General features: G+C 39.4%; 19 protein-coding genes and 1 tRNA gene. 3 read left to right on the forward strand and 17 right to left on the reverse strand.

Annotated elements, in window-relative coordinates:
- Nucleotides 1–21: 21 nt before the first annotated feature.
- Complete coding sequence (locus ABVM52_RS03385) at nt 22–507, reverse strand: GbsR/MarR family transcriptional regulator (protein WP_405383720.1); 486 nt, start codon at nt 505–507, stop codon at nt 22–24.
- 404 nt (nt 508–911) lie between these two features.
- On the opposite strand from ABVM52_RS03385, the gene ABVM52_RS03390 reads away from it, so the two are divergent.
- Nucleotides 912–1,313 (forward strand): hypothetical protein, encoded by a 402-nt coding sequence (locus ABVM52_RS03390; RefSeq protein WP_405383722.1) that lies wholly within the window; start codon nt 912–914, stop codon nt 1,311–1,313.
- A 128-nt stretch (nt 1,314–1,441) separates the two neighbouring features.
- Here ABVM52_RS03390 and ABVM52_RS03395 read toward each other — a convergent pair whose 3' ends face one another.
- The 16 genes from ABVM52_RS03395 to ABVM52_RS03470 all read right to left on the reverse strand — a co-directional run bounded on the left by ABVM52_RS03395 (nt 1,442) and on the right by ABVM52_RS03470 (nt 17,947).
- Complete coding sequence (locus tag ABVM52_RS03395; protein ID WP_405383724.1) at nt 1,442–1,753, reverse strand: GIY-YIG nuclease family protein; 312 nt, start codon at nt 1,751–1,753, stop codon at nt 1,442–1,444.
- A tRNA-Arg gene (locus tag ABVM52_RS03400) sits at nt 1,735–1,808 on the reverse strand. The genes ABVM52_RS03395 and ABVM52_RS03400 overlap by 19 nt, the downstream gene beginning before the upstream one ends.
- A 213-nt stretch (nt 1,809–2,021) precedes the next feature.
- Nucleotides 2,022–2,465, reverse strand: a complete 444-nt coding sequence (locus ABVM52_RS03405) for a GatB/YqeY domain-containing protein (protein ID WP_405383726.1) — start codon at nt 2,463–2,465, stop codon at nt 2,022–2,024.
- An 89-nt stretch (nt 2,466–2,554) separates the two neighbouring features.
- Entirely contained in the window at nt 2,555–4,453 is a 1,899-nt protein-coding gene (gene ftsZ, locus ABVM52_RS03410; protein ID WP_405383728.1) for a cell division protein FtsZ, read from the reverse strand.
- A gap of 44 nt (nt 4,454–4,497) precedes the next feature.
- The gene (gene ftsA / locus ABVM52_RS03415; protein WP_405383730.1) at nt 4,498–5,838 is read right to left on the reverse strand and encodes a cell division protein FtsA; all 1,341 of its coding nucleotides are present in this window, start codon (nt 5,836–5,838) and stop codon (nt 4,498–4,500) included.
- Nucleotides 5,839–5,846: 8 nt separating this feature from the next.
- Entirely contained in the window at nt 5,847–6,566 is a 720-nt protein-coding gene (locus tag ABVM52_RS03420) for a cell division protein FtsQ/DivIB (protein WP_405383732.1), read from the reverse strand.
- On the reverse strand, nt 6,556–7,911 hold the full coding sequence (gene murC, locus ABVM52_RS03425; protein ID WP_405383734.1) for a UDP-N-acetylmuramate--L-alanine ligase: 1,356 nt from the start codon (nt 7,909–7,911) through the stop codon (nt 6,556–6,558). The genes ABVM52_RS03420 and murC overlap by 11 nt, the downstream gene beginning before the upstream one ends.
- 1 nt (nt 7,912) lies before the next feature.
- Nucleotides 7,913–9,001, reverse strand: a complete 1,089-nt coding sequence (gene murG, locus ABVM52_RS03430; RefSeq protein WP_405383736.1) for an undecaprenyldiphospho-muramoylpentapeptide beta-N-acetylglucosaminyltransferase — start codon at nt 8,999–9,001, stop codon at nt 7,913–7,915.
- On the reverse strand, nt 8,988–10,196 hold the full coding sequence (locus tag ABVM52_RS03435) for an FtsW/RodA/SpoVE family cell cycle protein (protein WP_405383738.1): 1,209 nt from the start codon (nt 10,194–10,196) through the stop codon (nt 8,988–8,990). Before ABVM52_RS03435 ends, murG begins: the two co-directional genes overlap by 14 nt.
- Before the next feature lies 1 nt (nt 10,197).
- Entirely contained in the window at nt 10,198–11,532 is a 1,335-nt protein-coding gene (gene murD, locus ABVM52_RS03440; RefSeq protein ID WP_405383740.1) for a UDP-N-acetylmuramoyl-L-alanine--D-glutamate ligase, read from the reverse strand.
- The gene (gene mraY / locus ABVM52_RS03445) at nt 11,533–12,753 is read right to left on the reverse strand and encodes a phospho-N-acetylmuramoyl-pentapeptide-transferase (RefSeq protein ID WP_405383742.1); all 1,221 of its coding nucleotides are present in this window, start codon (nt 12,751–12,753) and stop codon (nt 11,533–11,535) included.
- Between the two features lie 33 nt (nt 12,754–12,786).
- Entirely contained in the window at nt 12,787–14,250 is a 1,464-nt protein-coding gene (locus tag ABVM52_RS03450) for a UDP-N-acetylmuramoyl-L-alanyl-D-glutamate--2,6-diaminopimelate ligase (RefSeq protein ID WP_405383744.1), read from the reverse strand.
- A complete protein-coding gene (locus ABVM52_RS03455; RefSeq protein ID WP_405383746.1) occupies nt 14,247–16,253 on the reverse strand; it encodes a penicillin-binding protein in 2,007 nt (668 codons plus the stop codon). The genes ABVM52_RS03450 and ABVM52_RS03455 overlap by 4 nt, the downstream gene beginning before the upstream one ends.
- Nucleotides 16,254–16,595 carry an FtsL-like putative cell division protein gene (locus ABVM52_RS03460; RefSeq protein ID WP_405383748.1) on the reverse strand — a complete coding sequence of 114 codons (342 nt, stop codon included), beginning with the start codon at nt 16,593–16,595 and terminating at the stop codon, nt 16,254–16,256.
- The gene (gene rsmH / locus ABVM52_RS03465) at nt 16,582–17,484 is read right to left on the reverse strand and encodes a 16S rRNA (cytosine(1402)-N(4))-methyltransferase RsmH (RefSeq protein ID WP_405383750.1); all 903 of its coding nucleotides are present in this window, start codon (nt 17,482–17,484) and stop codon (nt 16,582–16,584) included. Before rsmH ends, ABVM52_RS03460 begins: the two co-directional genes overlap by 14 nt.
- Nucleotides 17,474–17,947, reverse strand: a complete 474-nt coding sequence (locus tag ABVM52_RS03470; protein ID WP_405383752.1) for a division/cell wall cluster transcriptional repressor MraZ — start codon at nt 17,945–17,947, stop codon at nt 17,474–17,476. Before ABVM52_RS03470 ends, rsmH begins: the two co-directional genes overlap by 11 nt.
- 260 nt (nt 17,948–18,207) lie before the next feature.
- On the opposite strand from ABVM52_RS03470, the gene ABVM52_RS03475 reads away from it, so the two are divergent.
- On the forward strand, nt 18,208–18,972 hold the full coding sequence (locus ABVM52_RS03475) for an alpha/beta fold hydrolase (protein WP_405383754.1): 765 nt from the start codon (nt 18,208–18,210) through the stop codon (nt 18,970–18,972).
- A gap of 11 nt (nt 18,973–18,983) precedes the next feature.
- Nucleotides 18,984–19,604 carry a ribosome biogenesis GTP-binding protein YihA/YsxC gene (gene yihA, locus ABVM52_RS03480; protein WP_405383756.1) on the forward strand — a complete coding sequence of 207 codons (621 nt, stop codon included), beginning with the start codon at nt 18,984–18,986 and terminating at the stop codon, nt 19,602–19,604.
- Nucleotides 19,605–19,642: the final 38 nt, after the last annotated feature.

Genomic DNA, 19,642 nt, shown 5'->3' on the forward strand with positions numbered 1-19,642 from the left:
ATTTTAATATGTTGGAGTGGTTTAATCTTTGTTATCAAATTCATTTATTTTCTCAATAGCCTGTGCTAAATTTTCTTTTTCCAATTGCAGATATGTAAGAAATATTTGACCCGCATAGCCTTTTTCCTGATATTTAACCGGGTTGTGGGTCTTATTGAAGGTGTTAACCTTTTCTGCTATTTTAAGTTCTGTAGAAACAGATTCCATACGCTCTTTAAGCATATTTTTTATATAAGTACCATTACTTCTGAAATAGCGTTTTCTATCTCCTGTTCTAGTATAATATTCCACAAATTTTAAGGAAACCAATAAGTTTAAATTAGTGGAGACAGAACTCTTACTGTTTTGTGTAATCTCTTTTAGCTCATCAAAAGTATACCCTTCTGAAGAGGTCAATATCAATATGGAATAAATACGAGCAGCCAAAGGAGTAAGCTTATGGCGTGCCTGAAAGAACATTCCCAATTCTTCAACTAAATCTTTTTTTTCTTGCGAACAAATACCCATAAAAAAATATTATAAGGCAAAACTATAATTTAGTTCGTTAAGTTCCGAACCAATCATTATAAATAAATGTTAATTATAGTTACAGGTATTTAATCAAGTTTATTACGAGGTTTAAAGATGGGTGAACAACCCGTAAAACAATAGATTAAGTGTTTATACGTTATTAACACATAATTTTCTCCCCACCATAAATTAGCGTTATGATATTTTTTGGAACAGGTTCAGCCAACATCGCCAACATAAAAACCAGGAATATTACTTGTCAGCATTGTAAAAATGAAGACACTATATACATTAATATATATCGTAAACATTTTCATATTTTTTGGATACCCGTATTTCCGTTTTTAAAAAGTGGAAACTCGTTCTGCAGTCACTGTAAGCAAATTTTAAAACCCAAGGAAATGCCGAACCAACTTCAACTGCAATACAAGAATATTAAGGATAATGTAAAAGGCCCCACATGGCAATTTTCTGGTCTTTTACTTTTAATCTGTCTTATTGGTTTAGTCATTTATACTACCGGAAGAGATAAGGTAAATATGAAATTATATTTATCCCAACCTGAAATTGGTGATGTCTATGAATATCGTTTGGATAATGGTAATTACTCAACTATGAAGTTGATGAATATTACTAATGACAGTCTTTTTCTATCATTAAATGATTATGAAATTTCCAAACGCTCACGCCTCTATAAAATAGACAAACAGGAAAACTATCCAGATGCCTTTTATGGATATTCCAAAGAGGATATAAGTTTAATGGAAAAAGAGGGTGTCATTTTTGATATTAACCGAAAATGACCGTTACTTTAAATAATAGGAAAAGCCACATCTTACATAAAGATATGGCTTTTTTTTAGTGACCCCGGAGGGATTCAAACCCCCAACCCTCAGAGCCGAAACCTGCCTGCCGGCAGGCAGGTCTGATGCTACTTATTTTCTAATAAATTTTTAAGGTATTGACGGCCTATCCCCGACTTAAAATATTTTTCCCTTTTCCGCGCTTCCAATCTTGTCTCAAAAACTTCATGATAAACCATAGACCATGGTAAAAAACCCTTTGTAGATTTATTCTTACCGGAATTATGCTGCTCAAGACGCAAATGTAAATTACTTGTCATTTCCTTATAAAAACGACCATCTTTTTCACTTTGTAATATATATACGTAATACAAGGTTAAATCAAAAAAGGTCTTACAAATGTAAGACCTTAATTTAAGTGTGACCCCGGAGGGATTCAAACCCCCAACCCTCAGAGCCGAAATCTGATGCGCTATTCAGTTGCGCCACGAGGCCATTATCATTATAATTTTTATTCTGTATTTCAAAAATATATTAAAACGTCAATCAGAGCCGAAACCTGCCTGCCGGCAGGCAGGTCTGATGCGCTATTCAGTTGCGCCACGAGGCCATTTTCAATTAGCAGTTAGCTGTTAGCTGTTAGCTGTTAGCTGTTAGCTGTTAGCTGTTAGCTGTTAGCAAAACTAAAACTCTTACTATAATCCTAACTTAAGCTAATTTCTTTTTAACGATTGTTGAAATCAATTTACCATCCGCTTGTCCGGCAAGTTCTTTTGAAACAATCCCCATAACCTTACCCATATCCTTCATACTGGTAGCACCGGTTGCATCAATTGTCTGCACAACTACTTTCTCTACTTCTTCCTCTGTAAGTTGTTCCGGCAAAAACTGTTCTATAACGGCAATTTGTGCCAATTCTGGATCTGCAAGATCCTGTCTGCCCTGCTCTACAAAAATTGCAGCACTGTCCTTACGTTGTTTTACCAGTTTTTGAACAATTTTTATCTCGTCATCTTCCGTAATCTCACCATCACCACTGGTATTTGCCACCAATAAAGCGGATTTTATAGCTCTAAGCGATTCCAAGGCAACCGAATCTTTGGCTTTCATTGCCAATTTCAATTGTTCCATAACTTTTTGCTGTAAACCCATACCTTATATATTTAGGACTGCGAAGATAAAAAATAAACCCGAAATCCATACTGGTTTTCGGGTTTAAAATACCTGTTTTACTACGTGTTCTAGTCTACATTATCATGTAAAAAAGAATTATTTGAGCGCAATTGTATCTCATCATTACTATCATCGCTCAACGAGGTTCTGGAAATCTTTTTTTCCCTTGGAGTATCGTTCAAATCAATGCCCTGTCTTTGATAAGCCGGTTTACTCTCATCATAATTACTAGGCTTGGTATTCTTGAAATTGTAATTATAATCCTTTAGTGTCTTTCTACGATCATCTGCCCTTTCACGCAATAGTTCCTCAATTGGTGTTTCCATTGGATCCAATGGCGCATCGGTAGGTCTTTCTTCCTTTACCGGAGCAATAGTCCTTTTCTCAAAGACAAGCTCATCTTCAACAATTTTTGGCTCAAACTCCTCTGCTTTTGATTTAGCGCCGGTCAGCTTGCTTTCCAGTTTCATATAATCATCTAGGCTGTAACGCTTTTCACCATTTTTATTATATTCCAAAACTGGAATAATCTCTATACTGTCCTTAACATCTAAATCCTTTACTTCATCGTTAAGGTTAAATGTAATGACATTTTCCTTTTCTTCTTCCCTTGATGGCATATCAAAATCAAAGGTAATTTCCTCATCTTTATCCGTAGCCTTAAGCACTTGCGGATCTACAACTTCAATGTTTCTCGCAGCAGTATCCACAATCACAAAATCATCTTCTGATACATTTTCAGCCACTACTTCTTCATAAAAAACATTGAAATTTTTTATATAGTTGGTGGTCGGGATCAAATCAAACTCCGCTTCGTCAACAAATTGATATTTGGATACAGGCTTTACTTCTTCTACCTCTTCATCCATCTCCAATGTATGTACGGTTTTCTTATTGGATAGCAACATTGCCTCGGCACGCTGGCCGTCTTCTAAGGTGTGGATAATTTTCTTTGATTCCGTATTTACAATATCATCCTGTTGCTCTATATTAAAACCCGTAGCAATTACCGTTACGGCAATGGCCTCTCCTAAACTTTCATCCTCACCTACACCCATAATGATGTTGGCTCCATAACCTGCTTCTATTTGTATATGATCGTTGATCTCACCTATTTCATCAATTGTAATTTCCTGCGCTCCGGATACGATCAATAACAATACGTTTTTGGCTCCCTGTATTTTATTATCGTTCAATAACGGTGAATCCAATGCTTTCATAATTGCTTCATTGGCACGTGCAGAACCAGATGCAATGGCAGAACCCATAATAGCCGTACCACTGTTAGAAAGTACTGTTTTGGCATCACGTAAATCTATGTTCTGTGTATAGTGATGTGTTATTACCTCTGCAATACCCCTAGCGGCGGTTGCCAATACTTCGTCCGCTTTGGAAAAACCAGCTTTAAAACCAAGGTTACCATATACTTCCCTTAATTTATTGTTGTTAATGACGATCAGCGAATCAACATTTTTACGCAACTTTTCAATACCGCGGTGCGCTTGGTCTACACGCATCTTACCTTCAAATTGAAATGGCATGGTAACGATACCAACTGTAAGAACATCCATTTCCTTTGCGAATTTTGCTATGACGGGAGCAGCACCAGTTCCTGTTCCCCCACCCATACCAGCGGTAATGAAAATCATTTTTGTCGTAGAATCCAACATACTCTTTATCTCCTCCATACTTTCCATGGCGGCTTGCTCCCCAACTTCAGGATTGGCACCAGCTCCCAATCCTTCGGTTAATGATACACCCAATTGAATCTTATTGGGCACCGGACTATTATCCAAAGCTTGTGAGTCGGTATTACAGATTACAAAATCTACTCCGTTAATTCCTGCCTGGAACATGTGGTTTATAGCATTGCTACCGCCACCTCCTACTCCAATGACCTTTATAACGTTACTTTGATTCTTTGGCAAATCAAAAGAGATATTATCAAATTCGCTGTTCTTACTCATATTCTAAATATTACTGGTTTGTATTATGTTGTTCTATGCTATTGCTACTCTGCGTTATCTAAAAATTCCTTCAACTTTTCCGTCCATTTGTCAAAAACGGATTTGCGTTCTTTGGTAACATTTGATGGTCGGTTTAAAACGTGACCATCGTCACCTGCCAATACCGGTTCATTCTCATGCTCATGTTCCTCCAGAGTTTCCCTGTTTGGCAATTTTGATTTTTCTTGGTTTTTAATGGCATTCATTAAAAGACCAACAGCGGTCGCGTACAAAGGACTGGCTACTTCCTCATCAGAATCACCCGCCAAATGCTCGTTAGGATACCCTATACGCGTATCCATTCCTGTTATATATTCTACCAATTGCTTTAGGTGCTTCAACTGGCTTCCACCACCTGTAAGTACTATACCGGCAATTAATTTTTTCTTTTGTTCCTCATGACCGTAGTTTTTGATTTCTACATACACTTGTTCAATAATTTCAACTACACGTGCATGTATAATTTTAGAAAGATTCTTCAAGGAGATTTCTTTGGGCTCTCTACCACGTAAACCAGGTATGGAAACAATTTCATTGTCCCTATTCTCTCCAGGCCATGCAGAACCAAATCTTGTTTTCAACAATTCTGCCTGCTTTTCTATAATGGAGCAACCTTCTTTGATATCTTCGGTTATAACCCCACCACCAAAAGGAATTACTGCGGTGTGCCTAATGATACCGTCCTTAAAAATGGCCAAGTCCGTGGTACCACCACCTATATCAATTAATGCAACACCTGCCTCTTTTTCTTCTTGACTTAATACCGCGTCTGATGATGCCAATGGCTCTAGGGTAATATTCCCAAGGTCCAAACCGGCACTCTTAATACAACGGCCTACATTTTTAATAGAAACCACTTGCCCTACAACCACATGAAAATTGGCTTCTAAACGGCCACCGTACATACCAATAGGCTCACGTATTTCCGCTTGTCCATCAACTTTATATTCCTGTGGAAGTACATGAATGATTTCCTCACCAGGTAACATAATCAATTTGTGCACTTGATTACAAAGTGTGTCCACATCTTCCTCATTTATTACCTCTTCAGAATCCTTTCTGGTGATATAATCACTATGCTGTAAACTTCTTATATGCTGCCCGGCTATACCTACAACAACAGAACCTATTTTTAGACCAGAGTTTGCCTCTGCCTCCTCTACGGCCTGTTGTATAGATTTAATAGTTTGGGTAATGTTATTAACGACACCACGGTGTACTCCTAAACTTTTGGACCTACCTATACCCAAAATCTCAATCTTACCGTATTCATTCTGTTTACCAATAATGGCAACGATTTTCGTTGTTCCAATGTCTAGACCGACCGAATATTTAGTTTGTTCCATCTTTAAATTTATATTTTAGTGCACACCACCTGGTTATTGAATTCTAAACTAACTTCTGCATAATTCTCCAAGGTTTTATCCTTGCTAGCTTTGGCATAAAATGCCTTAAAATTGCTGAACTTCCCCTCCAAACCATCAATACCGCCTAAATTCACTACAAAATCGTTAAGCCTTAATCGTAACTGATATTCACTTTCTTCTATGATATGAATACCTACTACGGTTTTTCTAAAAAATTCGTCAGCATTAATATGCTCCAATATGACATAGACATCCTCAAGGCTTTTACCGCTGATATTGCCTGTTATTATGGGAACTCTGGCAGAATGATTATTAGAAAGCGGCATTCGCTTGCCATCCTCATCCATATAAAATTTTGTATCCCCCTCTATGCGTCCGATTGGTTTACGCTGAACAATTTTTGAATTAAGCTCACCATCTATAGTTAGATAGACCTGGGCACTTTTCACCATTTCATTGGCCTCAATGGCCTTTTCTACAGTATTCAAAACTATATTTTCTTTGGGCACATTTTGTAGGCTGCCATATTTTTGTATTAACAATTTATTAACCGCCCCTTCAGTTAGATACAGATTCTGGTCCCCAACAAAAGTTACCTTCATTCCCGTAACATTCTTTGTACTGTTTCTTGCATTGGAAAAGGCATATAACCCCATGATTACCAGAACTAAAGCCGCCAACTTTATAAAATTCCAATTAAATCGCATATGACATTTCTTTTTTAATTTTTACTACTTCCAAGCCAATATCTCCTGCACCCATGGTGACCAACACATCAGGATTCTCAGCTTTTATCCGTGAAACGATTTGTTCCTTTGAAATTAAAGCCTTATTACTACTCGTTATCTTGTTCAGCAACCATTGGGAATCTACCCCTGGTATTGCTTCTTCGCGGGCAGGATAAATATCCAACAGCAATATGTTTTTAAACTGTGAAAGACTTTTTGCAAAATCATCCACAAAGTCCCTTGTCCTAGTATAAAGATGCGGTTGAAAAATGGCCAACACTTTTTTATAGGGATGCATTTCTGAGATGGCCTCAAAAACGGCATTGATTTCCGTAGGGTGATGCGCATAATCATCAATAAAAACAAAATCATCATTTTTAAGCTGATACGAAAAACGTCTTTGCACTCCCTTAAATGTTGCCAAAGCTTTAGCAAGGCGATGTGGTGGGGAACCAGATTCCATCGCCATCGCAAAAGCAACCAAACCGTTAAGCAAATTATGCCTTCCTGGCTTGTTAAATTCAACCCCTTTCAGCGTGGCATCGGGGGTCTCCAAATCGAATATGTAGGTACCACGTTCTATTGTTATGTTCCGGATACAATAATCCGAATCGTCTTCTATACCATAGGTAAGCCCCTTTAAAGGCAACCCATTTCTTACAAATAATTTACCGCCCGGTTTCAACCGCTCCGTAAAATCCTTAAACGTTCTTTCCAATTCTTGCGCATCGCCATAGATATCCAAATGATCGGCATCCATAGAGGTTACACAAGCTACATTGGGCGTCAATTGCATAAATGAACGATCAAACTCATCGGCTTCCACCACGGAAAAATCGGTTCCTTCCAACAAGAAATTGCTATTGAAATCTTCTGAGATACCACCCAAGAAGGCCGTCATTTTTACTCCCGTTTCTTTTAACAAGTGTGCCAATATGCTTGACGTTGTTGTTTTTCCATGGGTGCCGGCAACTGCAAAACAAAATGACTCTTTGGTAATTAGACCAAGGACTTCCGATCGTTTTTTAATAGTAAAGCCGTTCTGTAAAAAGAACTGATATTCTTTATGACTAGCGGGTACCGCTGGCGTATATACCACCAAGGTGTGTTCTGGGTCGTTTTTGTATTCCTCTGCCACACTATCCATATCGTCCACATAATGAACATCTATACCTGAACTTACCAGTTCTTGGGTCAACGGGGTTTCTGTTTTATCATACCCGGCAACCGCTTTATTAATGAACGCAAAATAACGCGCCAAAGCAGACATACCAATGCCCCCTATGCCTATGAAATACACCCTATGTATTTGCGTTACGTTCATTTTACTTTATTAATTTTTCTATTTCATCGCAGATATCAGCCGTTGCATTGGGCAATGCCAAAGCTTTGATATTCTTTGATAATTCAACTTGCTTTTCAGACGAATTAAAGGCCGATTCAAATTCCGACTTAAACTGATCATCAAGTTCTTTTTCCCTTATCATGACCGCGGCATTTTTTTTCACCAAAGACAATGCGTTCATTGTCTGATGATCCTCTGCCACTACCGGTGAAGGAATAAAAAATGTTGGCTTACCTACTAAGCATAATTCTGATACCGCGCCTGCTCCTGCCCTTGAAATAATGAAATCTGCCGCTACATAGGCTTTTTCCATAGAGTTCAAAAAGGCATGAACTTTTATATTTTCTGATTGATGTACTTTATACGTCTCATAATACCCTTTACCACATTGCCATATTACCTGTAAGCCCAATGCATCAAAATATTCTAAATGATCTGCAACTAGTTGATTAATGCGTCTGGCACCCAAACTGCCACCCAATACCAATAGTACTTTTTTAGCAGTGCTCAATTCAAAATAACTTAAAGCGTCTTCCTTGGTCGTTTTTAACTCCACCAAATCTGACCGAACAGGGTTCCCTGTCAATACTATTTTATCCTTTGGAAAAAACCTCTCCATACCTTCATAGGCTACACAGATTTTTTCCACTTTATCCTTCAATAGTTTATTGGTTATACCCGCAAAAGAATTCTGTTCTTGTAAAACACAAGGAATACCTTTTGTAGTTGCCATTTTTAACAACGGACCACTGGCAAAACCACCCGTGCCAATTACGGCATGTGGTTTAAACTTCGATACGATGCTATTTGCTCTCATTAAACTACTTATCAATTTTATTGGAAAAAGTAGATTTTTAAGGGTCAGTTTTCGCTGAATTCCCGTAATCCACAATCCCTCTATTTTGTACCCCGCTTGGGGCACCTTTTCCATTTCCATTCTATCCTTTGCCCCAACGAACAAAAACTCTGCATCTGGATATCTCCTTTTCAATTCGTTCGCTATGGCTATCGCCGGATAAATATGTCCGCCAGTACCTCCGCCCGACAAAATGAACCTATAACTGCCCACTTAATATCTCTAAAGGGTTCGTCTCGTCCATATCTACATCGTTGCCAGAAGCACTTTCCTGAACTATACTTTTATTACTTGCACTCAATATGATGCCTATAGCCAAACAGGTCATCCAACTTGAGGTACCTCCACTACTGATCAAGGGTAAATTCTGCCCCGTTACAGGAAATAATTCTACCGCTACCGCCATATTGATCATGGCCTGAAAAACAATTGGCAAACCAACCCCCAATACCAACAACTTGGCAAAAACGGTTGATGCACCATTGGCCACCACTACTATTCTAAACAATAGAAAAAGGTAAAATAGCATTAGACCAAAACCGCCCAATAAACCATATTCCTCCACGATAATGGCATAAATAAAATCTGACGAACTTTGTGGCAAAAAGTTCTTCTGAATACTTTTACCGGCCCCTTTTCCTACAATACCTCCCGTGGCAATAGCAATTTTTGCCCTTTCTATCTGGTAATTGGCCTCTGTATTTTCAGGATTGGAAAAACTGTCTATACGGCTCATCCAAGTATCTACCCTATTTGGAAACAAATCTGGAAATGCCTTTGCCGTAACTATAAATACGGCCAAAAACAAAACTCCCGCACCTACAATGCCCAATAAATATTTCATTGGGTAACCTCCCAGAAAGCACAATACCATGACCATGCTAAACAAAATGGCGGCCGTTGAAAAGTTAGCGGGCAATATCAACATAACGATCAAAAACACCGGCAACCATAAAGGCAAAATGCTTTCCTTAAACGTGATCTTTATCTCCCTGACCTTTGAGAAATACCTGGCTACATAAATCATTAAAACTACTGCTGCCAGATTTGAGGGCTGAAACCCAAAACCTACTATGGGCAAACGTATCCACCTACTATCATTTGTACCCCCGGAAGAAGTTCCCTGCGCCAATACAAATACCAATAGCACTACTACAATGGGCAGTGCGATCATGGAAAGGCCTTTAAAGAAATGGGTAGGTATTCTATGAACGGCGTAAATTATTCCAAATCCCAAAAACAATAAAATAGCATGCTTTACCAAATGGCCTACCGTAGTGCCATTGCCTACCACATACACCAAATTGCTACTAGCACTGTAAACGGGCAAAAATGAAAACAATGCCAATAAGGCCGCAATGGCCCAAATAGCTTTATCTCCTTTTATATTTTGAAATATGTTCAACACCCTATAAATTCCTTACACAGTTCTTAAATTGATTTCCACGATCTTCATAATTTTCAAAAAGATCAAAACTTGCACACGCAGGTGACAACAGCACCGTATCCCCACGTTCCGCAATTTTATATGCTACTTTTACCGCTTCCTCCATGGCATAAGTCTCAACCAATAGATCTACCGCGTTACCAAATACATCCTTAATTTTTTCATTGTTCTCCCCAAGACAAATAATTGCCTTTACCTTTTCACGTACCAAAGGCATTAATTCCATGTATTCGTTTCCCTTGTCTACACCGCCAACAATCCAGACCGTTGGGGTCTTTACACTATCCAACGCGTAATATGCGGCATTTACATTTGTGGCTTTGGAGTCATTGATATACTCCACATGATGTATTTTCAACACCTTTTCCAAACGGTGGGGTGCCCCTTGAAAATTAGAAACACAGGCTCGTATGGTCTCCTTACGAATGCCTACCAATTTGGCAATAGTGGCCGCTGCCATTGTGTTCTTTACATTGTGCTGACCTTCTAAGGCCAAAGTGTTCTTCGTCATGCTAATAGTGTCTGTTGTTGTTTTTATTATTATTTCCTTTTCGTCCAAAAATGCTCCCTCAGTAAATTCCTGTTTTAATGAAAAAGGCATTAATCTTGATTTGACCGGGTGCTCCTTAAGCCATTGTACCAAAACTTCATCATCTGCATCATAGATCAAATAATCGTTTTCATCTTGGTTTTCCGCTATTCTGAATTTTGATGCGATGTAATTTTCAAACTCATACTCATACCGATCTAAATGATCAGGTGTAATATTCGTAATCACGGCAATGTGCGGTTTAAAATTCACAATACCATCCAATTGAAAACTACTGATCTCAAGCACGTAATACTCAAAATCATTTTCCGCGACCATTTTGGCATAACTATCGCCAATGTTACCCGCCATACCAACTTTTAAATCTGCATTGGCCAAAATATGATTGGTCAACATGGTAGTCGTGGTCTTACCGTTACTACCTGTTATACCTATAATTTTTGCATTGGTATATTTTGTTGCAAACTCAATCTCCGATATTACCGGAACACCATTTGCCACCAACTTTTTCACCAAGGGCACTTTGTCAGGTATCCCCGGACTTTTCATTACCAAATCGGCTTTTAAGATGCGGTCTTCAGAATGTGTTTCTTCTTCCCAGTCTATTTCAAAATGTTCAAGAACGTTTTTATACTTTTCTTTTATTTTTCCCTTATCGGATACAAAAACATCATACCCTTTTTTTGTTCCTAAAATGGCGGTTCCTACTCCACTTTCCCCTCCGCCAAGCACTACCAACAACGCCATTTATCTTATTTTTAAAGTAACTATGGTGATAATGGCCAATAAGATGCCCACAATCCAAAACCGTGTTACGATCTTACTTTCGTGATATCCTTTTTTTTGATAGTGGTGATGTAAGGGCGACATTAAAAAAATTCGTCTACCCTCGCCATATTTTTTTCTGGTATATTTAAAATATCCTACCTGCATCATTACCGAAAGTGACTCCGCAAAGAAAATTCCGCATAAGACCGGTATCAATAATTCTTTACGTACGATAATTGCAATAACCGCAATTACCCCACCTATGGTTAAACTACCGGTATCACCCATAAACACTTGTGCCGGGAAGGCATTGTACCAAAGAAAGCCGATCAATGCCCCAACAAATGCCGTTATGAAAATGAGCAATTCTCCCACCCTTGGTATATACATAATGTCCAAATAATCGGAAAAAATGATATTACCGGAAACCAAGGCAAAAATGCCAAGGGTAAAAACAATTATGGCAGAAGTACCTGCAGCGAGCCCATCTATACCATCGGTTAAGTTTGCGCCATTGGAAACAGCCGTTACAATAAGTATTATAATAGGTATGAACAGTAACCACGCATATTCTTTAGCTCCTTCGCCGGCCCATTCTATTAGATATCCATAATCAAATTCATTATTCTTAAAAAATGGCACTGTGGTCATGGTAGATTTTATTTCCTCCCCTTTTACCTGTTCTACCGTAAACTCACTGGTAATGATGGTCTTATCATGATCACGCATGGTCACCTCAGGATGAAAGTAAAGAACCGCCCCAACTATAAGACCTAAAGTAACTTGGCCCAAAACCTTAAACTTGCCCTGTAAACCTTCTTTATTTTTTTTGAATACTTTGATATAATCATCCAAAAAACCAATTGCACCCATCCACAACATGGTAAAAACCAAAAGAATAATGTAGATATTTTCTAACCTGGCAAACAACAATACCGGAATTAAAGTGGCCATTATAATAATGATACCGCCCATAGTTGGTGTACCCGCTTTTTGCTTTTGCCCTTCTAAACCAAGGTCACGAATGGTTTCTCCTACTTGTTGTTTTTGCAGAAACAAAATAATACGCTTACCAAACGCCGTTGCAATCATTAGGGAAAACAAAATAGCCATTCCCGCACGGAAGGTGCTAAACTGAAATAGCGAAGCTCCCGGGAACTGGTATTGTTTTTCTAAATATTCAAACAGGTAGGTTAACATATATTTATTTGGTTTTGACCTTTATGGCCAACATTATTTATCTAGGTTATTCAATACTTCCTTTACCATCTTAAAATCATCAAAATCTACACGAACACCATTGGTTTCCTGATAGGTCTCATGCCCTTTCCCAGCTACAAGAATTATATCATTGTCATTGGCCAATTGGCAAGCCGTCTTAATGGCCTGCTCCCTATTTTCAATAGATAGGATTTTCTTAAAATTCTGGGGTTCCACACCGGCCTCCATTTCTTCTATGATCGCCGTAGGGGATTCCGTCCTTGGATTATCTGAGGTCAAAATGACCTTATTACTCATTTCTGCAGCGATATTGCCCATTACCGGACGCTTAGATCTGTCTCTATCGCCACCACACCCCACAACGGTGATGACGTTTTCATTTCCAGTTCTCAACGTGTTGATTGTCTCAAGCACATTTTTTAGAGCGTCCGGCGTATGGGCATAATCAACTATAGCCGTAATTCTGTTTTTTGATATAAAATATTGAAACCTTCCGTCTACATTATCCAACTCACTGATCAAACGTAGGGTTTCCAATTTTTGCAGTCCCAATAAATCTGCCGTAGCAAATATGGCCAACATGTTATAGGCATTAAAGTGACCTATTAACTTGGACCACAGTTCATGCTCATCGATTTTTAATAATTGACCATCAAATTGATTTTCCAATATCTGCGCCCTGTAATCCGCATAATTTTTTAAGGCGTAGGTAAATTTTCTGGCCTTGGTATTTTGTAACATAACCAGACCGTTCTTATCATCTATATTGGTCAACGCAAAAGCGGATTTGGACAATTGATCAAACAGGATTTTTTTAGTATCCCTATACTCCGCAAAAGTTTTATGGTAATCTAAATGATCATGGGAGAGGTTGGTGAAAATTGCCCCCTCGAACACCAAACCTTCTGTTCTTTTTTGATGGATGCCATGAGAGCTTACTTCCATAAAACAATATTCAACCCCTGCCTCGTTCATCATTTCAAGATGCCTATTTATGACAATGGCATCTGGTGTAGTATGCTTGGTTGGATATTCCGTGTCATCTATCATGATTTTGATCGTTGACAATAACCCAACCTTAAAGCCCGCTTTTTTGAACAATTGATAAAGCAAACTGGAAACCGTAGTTTTTCCGTTGGTACCGGTTACCCCAACCAATTTTAAGTTCTTGGACGGATTGCCATAATAGTTGGAAGCCATGACTGCCAAGGCCTGATTTCCATTTTCTACCTCTATATAGGTTACCTCATCTACCATGGTCACCGGCAGTTCTTCACAAATAACGGCCCTTGCCCCTGCTTTTACGACTGCGTCTATATATTTATGGCCATCTGTTATAGTGCCTTTTATAGCAACAAAGACATCATTTTTCTGTACCTGTCTAGAATCAAAACAAATTGAGGCAATATCACAGGAGGTCGTACCGCTAACCGCAGTAAGATGTACCCCATATAATATGTCCTTTAACAACTTCATATCAGCTCTAAAACAATTTTCTTAACCTTCTTTATATCGGTCCCTTTGGAGATGGACTGGCGTTTTACCTTTCCATTGCCCCTTACCTCTACTTCAATTCCTAAATTTTCCAGTATAGCTACAGCATCCATACCACTCATACCCTTTACATTAGGTACATGCGCATATTTCTGCTGAGCTTTTTCATAATATCCTTGGAATGCCTTTTCAGCATCGGCAATTTCTATGTTCTTTACATTAACCTCACTGGTCAATGGCGAGGTAGCATACACTTTTTGCGCTACGGATTTGAATACCGGCCCAGATACATCCGCTCCATAATACCCCACACTTTTATCCGGTTTATGGATAACCACAATACAGGAATATTTAGGATTGTCCGCCGGAAAATAGCCTGCAAATGATGATATATATTCATATTTGCTTTTATCCTTAGATACGTAATTGGTCTGTGTAGTCCCCGTTTTACCGGCCATAGAAAAATTAGGCGAGTACATGCCATGGCCCGTACCATATTCCTTCTCTACCACATCCTTTAAAATCTGCTGTACTTTTTTCACGGTTTCCTGAGAACATACGGCAGGGTTCAACACTTCCTTATCAAATCTTTTAATGGATTTGTTCCATTCCTTGACCTCTTTCAACAACCTGGGCTTTACCATTTCGCCATCATTGGCAATTGCATTATAGAATGCTAAGGTCTGCAATGGTGTCATGGACACTTCATATCCGTAGGCCATTTGCGCTAATGACAGTCCAGACCAGCCTTTGTCACCAGGGTATCTTAATACGGGAACACCTTCTCCACGAACAGGCAAGCCCAACTCTTTATGAACCCCCATACTCATTAGCCGGTTTACATATTTTTCCGGATCGTTCTTATAACCGTTATGGATCATTTTTGCAAAAGCGGTATTGGAAGACACCTCAAAGGCCTTTGCCACGGATATTTTACCATATCCACCATGCTTGGAATCCTTGACCCAATGCCTGTATATTTTCCATTTTCCTTTTTCGGTATCTATTACCGTACTGGTATCCACCACTTTATCCTCTAACGCGGCCACCAAATTCATTAGTTTAAATGTGGAGCCCGGTTCATGCGATTCTCCTATAGCATAGTTCAATCGCTCGTAATACTTACCCTCTGGTGTTTGGCCCAGATTGGCAATTGCCTTTACCTCACCGGTCTTTACCTCCATAACAATGACGGTACCATGGTCTGCTTGATATTTTTCTAATTGCCCCAATAAAGCATGGTGGGCTATATCCTGAATATTGATATCTATGGTAGAATACACGTCATACCCATCTTTTGGTTCGATCATGTTATCCGTACCAATGGGTTTCCATAGCCCCTTAGCAATTTTCTGTTTGGCACGCTTACCCTCTATACCTCTTAAATATTCACCAAAAGCGCCTTCCATACCTACGCGGGTACGATAGCCATCCTTGTCTACACGCTCATACCCAACACTACGCTCCGCAATTTTACCTAACGGATGCTCACGTTTGGTCTTTTGCTCAATGATCAAACCGCCCTTATATGCACCTTTATTAAACAAGGGAAAAGATTTCACGGCCATATAATCAGAGTAATCAAGGTTGCGCACGATCAAGGCATATCTGTTTTTATTCTCCTTTGCCTTTCTTAAAATCTGCTGATAATGAGAAGACGTTTTTCCAAATTGCTTTGCCAAGGCATCTGCCAAAGGCTTCACATTTTCCTTAAAATCCTCATCGCTTACGGTAACGGCATCAAAACGTATGGTATACTTGGATACCGAGGTGGCCAACAAACTACCATCATCTGAATAAAGATTGCCCCTGTTGGGTTCTATGGTAAAAATGTGCGAGGTACGGGTCTCCGCCAAGGACTTGTATTTTTCACCGTCCACTATTTGGATAGATACCAGCTTAAACAATACCGCACCGGCAAACAGTACCAGGAACCCTGCTACTATATAAAGTCGGTTTAATATGCTTTTATCCGTCGCGGCCATTTATTGCTCCTCGTTAATAGATTTTACCCTAATTTTCTGCGGCGGTGTTTCTGATGGAAACAACCCTATTTCCGCTATCTTATCCGTTATACTGGATTCCAATTTTAATTGCTGTACATCTGATCGCATATCCACGAACTCATTACGCAATTCTTTTACTTCCTCATTCAATAATGCAATGGTATGCACCTTTTGGTCCGCACTATGCGAACTGCTGATCATCACAGTTGCCAAAAAGGATATAAAAATGATGAACAGCCAATTTTTAGGCGAGTCTCCACTCACCAAAAATTTACCTTTTAAGAGGTCCAAAACCCCTGTTTTCACTTTACTTTTTGCCATTTTTCTCCGCTATTCTCAATTTTGCACTACGTGCCCTGTTGTTTAATTTAATTTCCTCTCTCGTTGGTACGATCAAGCCGCCAACTTTTTTTAACGGTACATCTATATTGCCATAAAAATCCTTTTCCGGCTCCCCTTCAAACTGCCCGGCCCTTATAAAGCGCTTTACCAAACGATCTTCCAAAGAATGATAACTTATGACACTTAATCGTCCTTTTGTGTTCAATAGATCCGGTACCTGTAACAAAAACTCTTTGATCACCTTGATCTCCTCGTTCACCTCAATACGTATGGCCTGATAAATCTGTGCCAAAATCTTATGCTGCCTATGTTCCGGTAAAAACTGACCCAATACTTGTTTTAAAGCCTCCGTGGTCTGTATATCCCCTTCTTCCCTACTGGCAACGATTACCTTGGCCATGGCATTTGCATTTCGCAGATCACCATACTCAAACAACACCTTGCGCAAATCATCATAGGAATATTTGTTGACCACATCATAGGCAGATAGTGTATTGCGTTTGCTCATCCTCATATCCAACCCGGCATCAAAACGGGTAGAAAAACCCCTTTCTGCCTGATCAAACTGATGTGACGACACGCCAAAATCCGCCAAAATTCCATCAACCTTCCTTATGCCATAGAACTTTAAAAATTGAGTGATATACCTAAAATTTTCAGCAATGAGCGTAAACCGTTCATCCCCTAAAATATTGGCCTGCGCATCTTCATCCTGATCAAAGGCGAACAATTTACCGCCGACACCCAATCTTTTCAATATTTCCTTGGAGTGACCGCCACCACCAAATGTCACATCCACATAAATTCCATTCTCCTTAATGGCCAGACCGTCTACCGACTCTTTTAGCAGTACAGGATTATGATACATCCTTATCCTCTTTTTTGTTCAGCATTACCCGTTTGACCAAATTCTTTTTCTCTTCCTTGGATATGGATATTGTAGCTTCGTAAGCCGCTACGTCCCAAATCTCCAAATGCTTGCGCATGGGCACAATCTTCACCTCCTTGGTGATCCCCGCCAAGGAAATCACATCTTTTGCCAATAACAACCTACCATTGCCATCTACCTCAACAGGACGTAACCCGTCCATGAAAATTCTTTGAAATAGTTGACTTTCTTCATCAAACCTGTTCGTCTGGTCCATTTCTGCCATAATTTTGTACCATTCTTGAGCAGGGTAGAGTTCCAAACATTCATTGTAGTAGGATTTCTTAATAAAAAAACCTTCATTCAGTATCGGCGTCATTTGATTGCGCAGCGCAACAGGGAGCATGATACGCCCTTTGGCATCGGCCTTGCAATTAAATGTCCCGAAGAAATAAATGTCCAAAATGGTCTGGTTTTATTTATATAACTCAAATATATAAATATTATTACCACATTTTACCACTAAAATCCACTTTGTTAATAAATTACCCCTTTTGTGCATCACTTTTTCCACCTGAAGCTATTTTTTGACCCAGATTTACCACTGAGCCCATAAAACGGGAAAAATGAAGTCGTAAGAAAAACAGGAATACACCTAATCAAAAAGAGTTGTTCGCTATTCTAGGTAATTACCTATATTTGGGCAATTATGATGAGTAGTGCATGGAAAACGATTTGATTAACGACGGAGGCTTTAAGTATATAGAGAAAGGCGAAGGCAAACCTATTATCATCCTTCACGGATTAATGGGCGGACTAAGCAATTTTGAAGGAGTAACGTCTTATTTCCCCCCAAAAGGTTATAAAGTACTTATTCCCGAACTTCCCCTATATTCTATGCCGATGTTGAAAACAACGGTAAAGAATTTTGCCAAATACCTGAAAAAATTCATTGATTATAAAGAACTGGACGATGTAATTCTACTGGGCAATTCTTTAGGAGGCCATATTGGTCTTTTGCATACCAAATTATACCCTAATAAGGTAAAAGCCCTGGTCATTACAGGAAGTTCAGGACTTTATGAAAGTGCCATGGGCGACGGTTACCCTAAACGGGGCGATTATGAGTTCATTAAAAAGAAGGCACAAGATGTATTCTACGACCCAGAGGTTGCCACCAAGGAAATTGTGGACGAAGTATTTGCCACGGTGAACGATCGTGTAAAATTGGTCAAGACCCTAGCCATCGCCAAAAGTGCCATACGCCATAACATGGCACAGGACCTCCCTAATATGGAAACCCCTACTTGCATAATCTGGGGCAAGAACGATACGGTAACACCACCGGATGTTGCCGAACTGTTTGACGAACTATTGCCAAACAGCGATTTGTTCTGGTTGGACAAATGTGGACATGCCCCCATGATGGAGCACCCAGACGAGTTCAATACTATTCTTGACGCTTGGTTAGAGAAAAACAAGTTTTAAACATTGTATAGATGAAAATAAAGTCGGCCGACTTTGTAATGAGCAATTCCGATGTGGCCAAGTGCCCCAAGGAGCCTATTCCCGAATACGCCTTTATTGGCCGTTCCAATGTAGGAAAGTCATCGCTCATAAATATGCTGACGGAGCGTAAAAGCTTGGCAAAAACTTCTGGTAGACCAGGAAAAACTCAGCTGATCAACCATTTTAAAATCAATGATAATTGGTTTTTGGTAGATTTACCCGGATATGGTTACGCACGTGTTTCTAAACGTGACAAGAAAACCTTTCAAAAATATATTACCAATTACTTCTTACAGCGCGAGCAGTTGGTCTGTTCCTTTATTCTGGTTGATATAAGGCACGAGCCACAACCTATAGATTTGGAATTTATGCAATGGATGGGCGAAAATGCCATTCCTTTTGCCATTATTTTCACCAAGGCAGATAAATTAAAGCCCAAGGCCATTGAGCGCGAAGTACAAAAATACCTTGCCATCCTTACCGCGGATATGTGGGAAGAAGCCCCGCAACACTTTGTCACCAGCTCTAGCCACCGCACGGGCCGTGAGGAACTATTAGCCTATATAGACGAAATAAACGGACAGTTTTTTGAGGCAACGAAGAATGGTTGATGGTTGTTCGTTGATGGTTGTTCGTTGATGGTTGTTCG

This window comes from Maribacter sp. LLG6340-A2 (assembly GCF_045057105.1).
Classification (GTDB): Bacteria; Bacteroidota; Bacteroidia; order Flavobacteriales; family Flavobacteriaceae; genus Maribacter.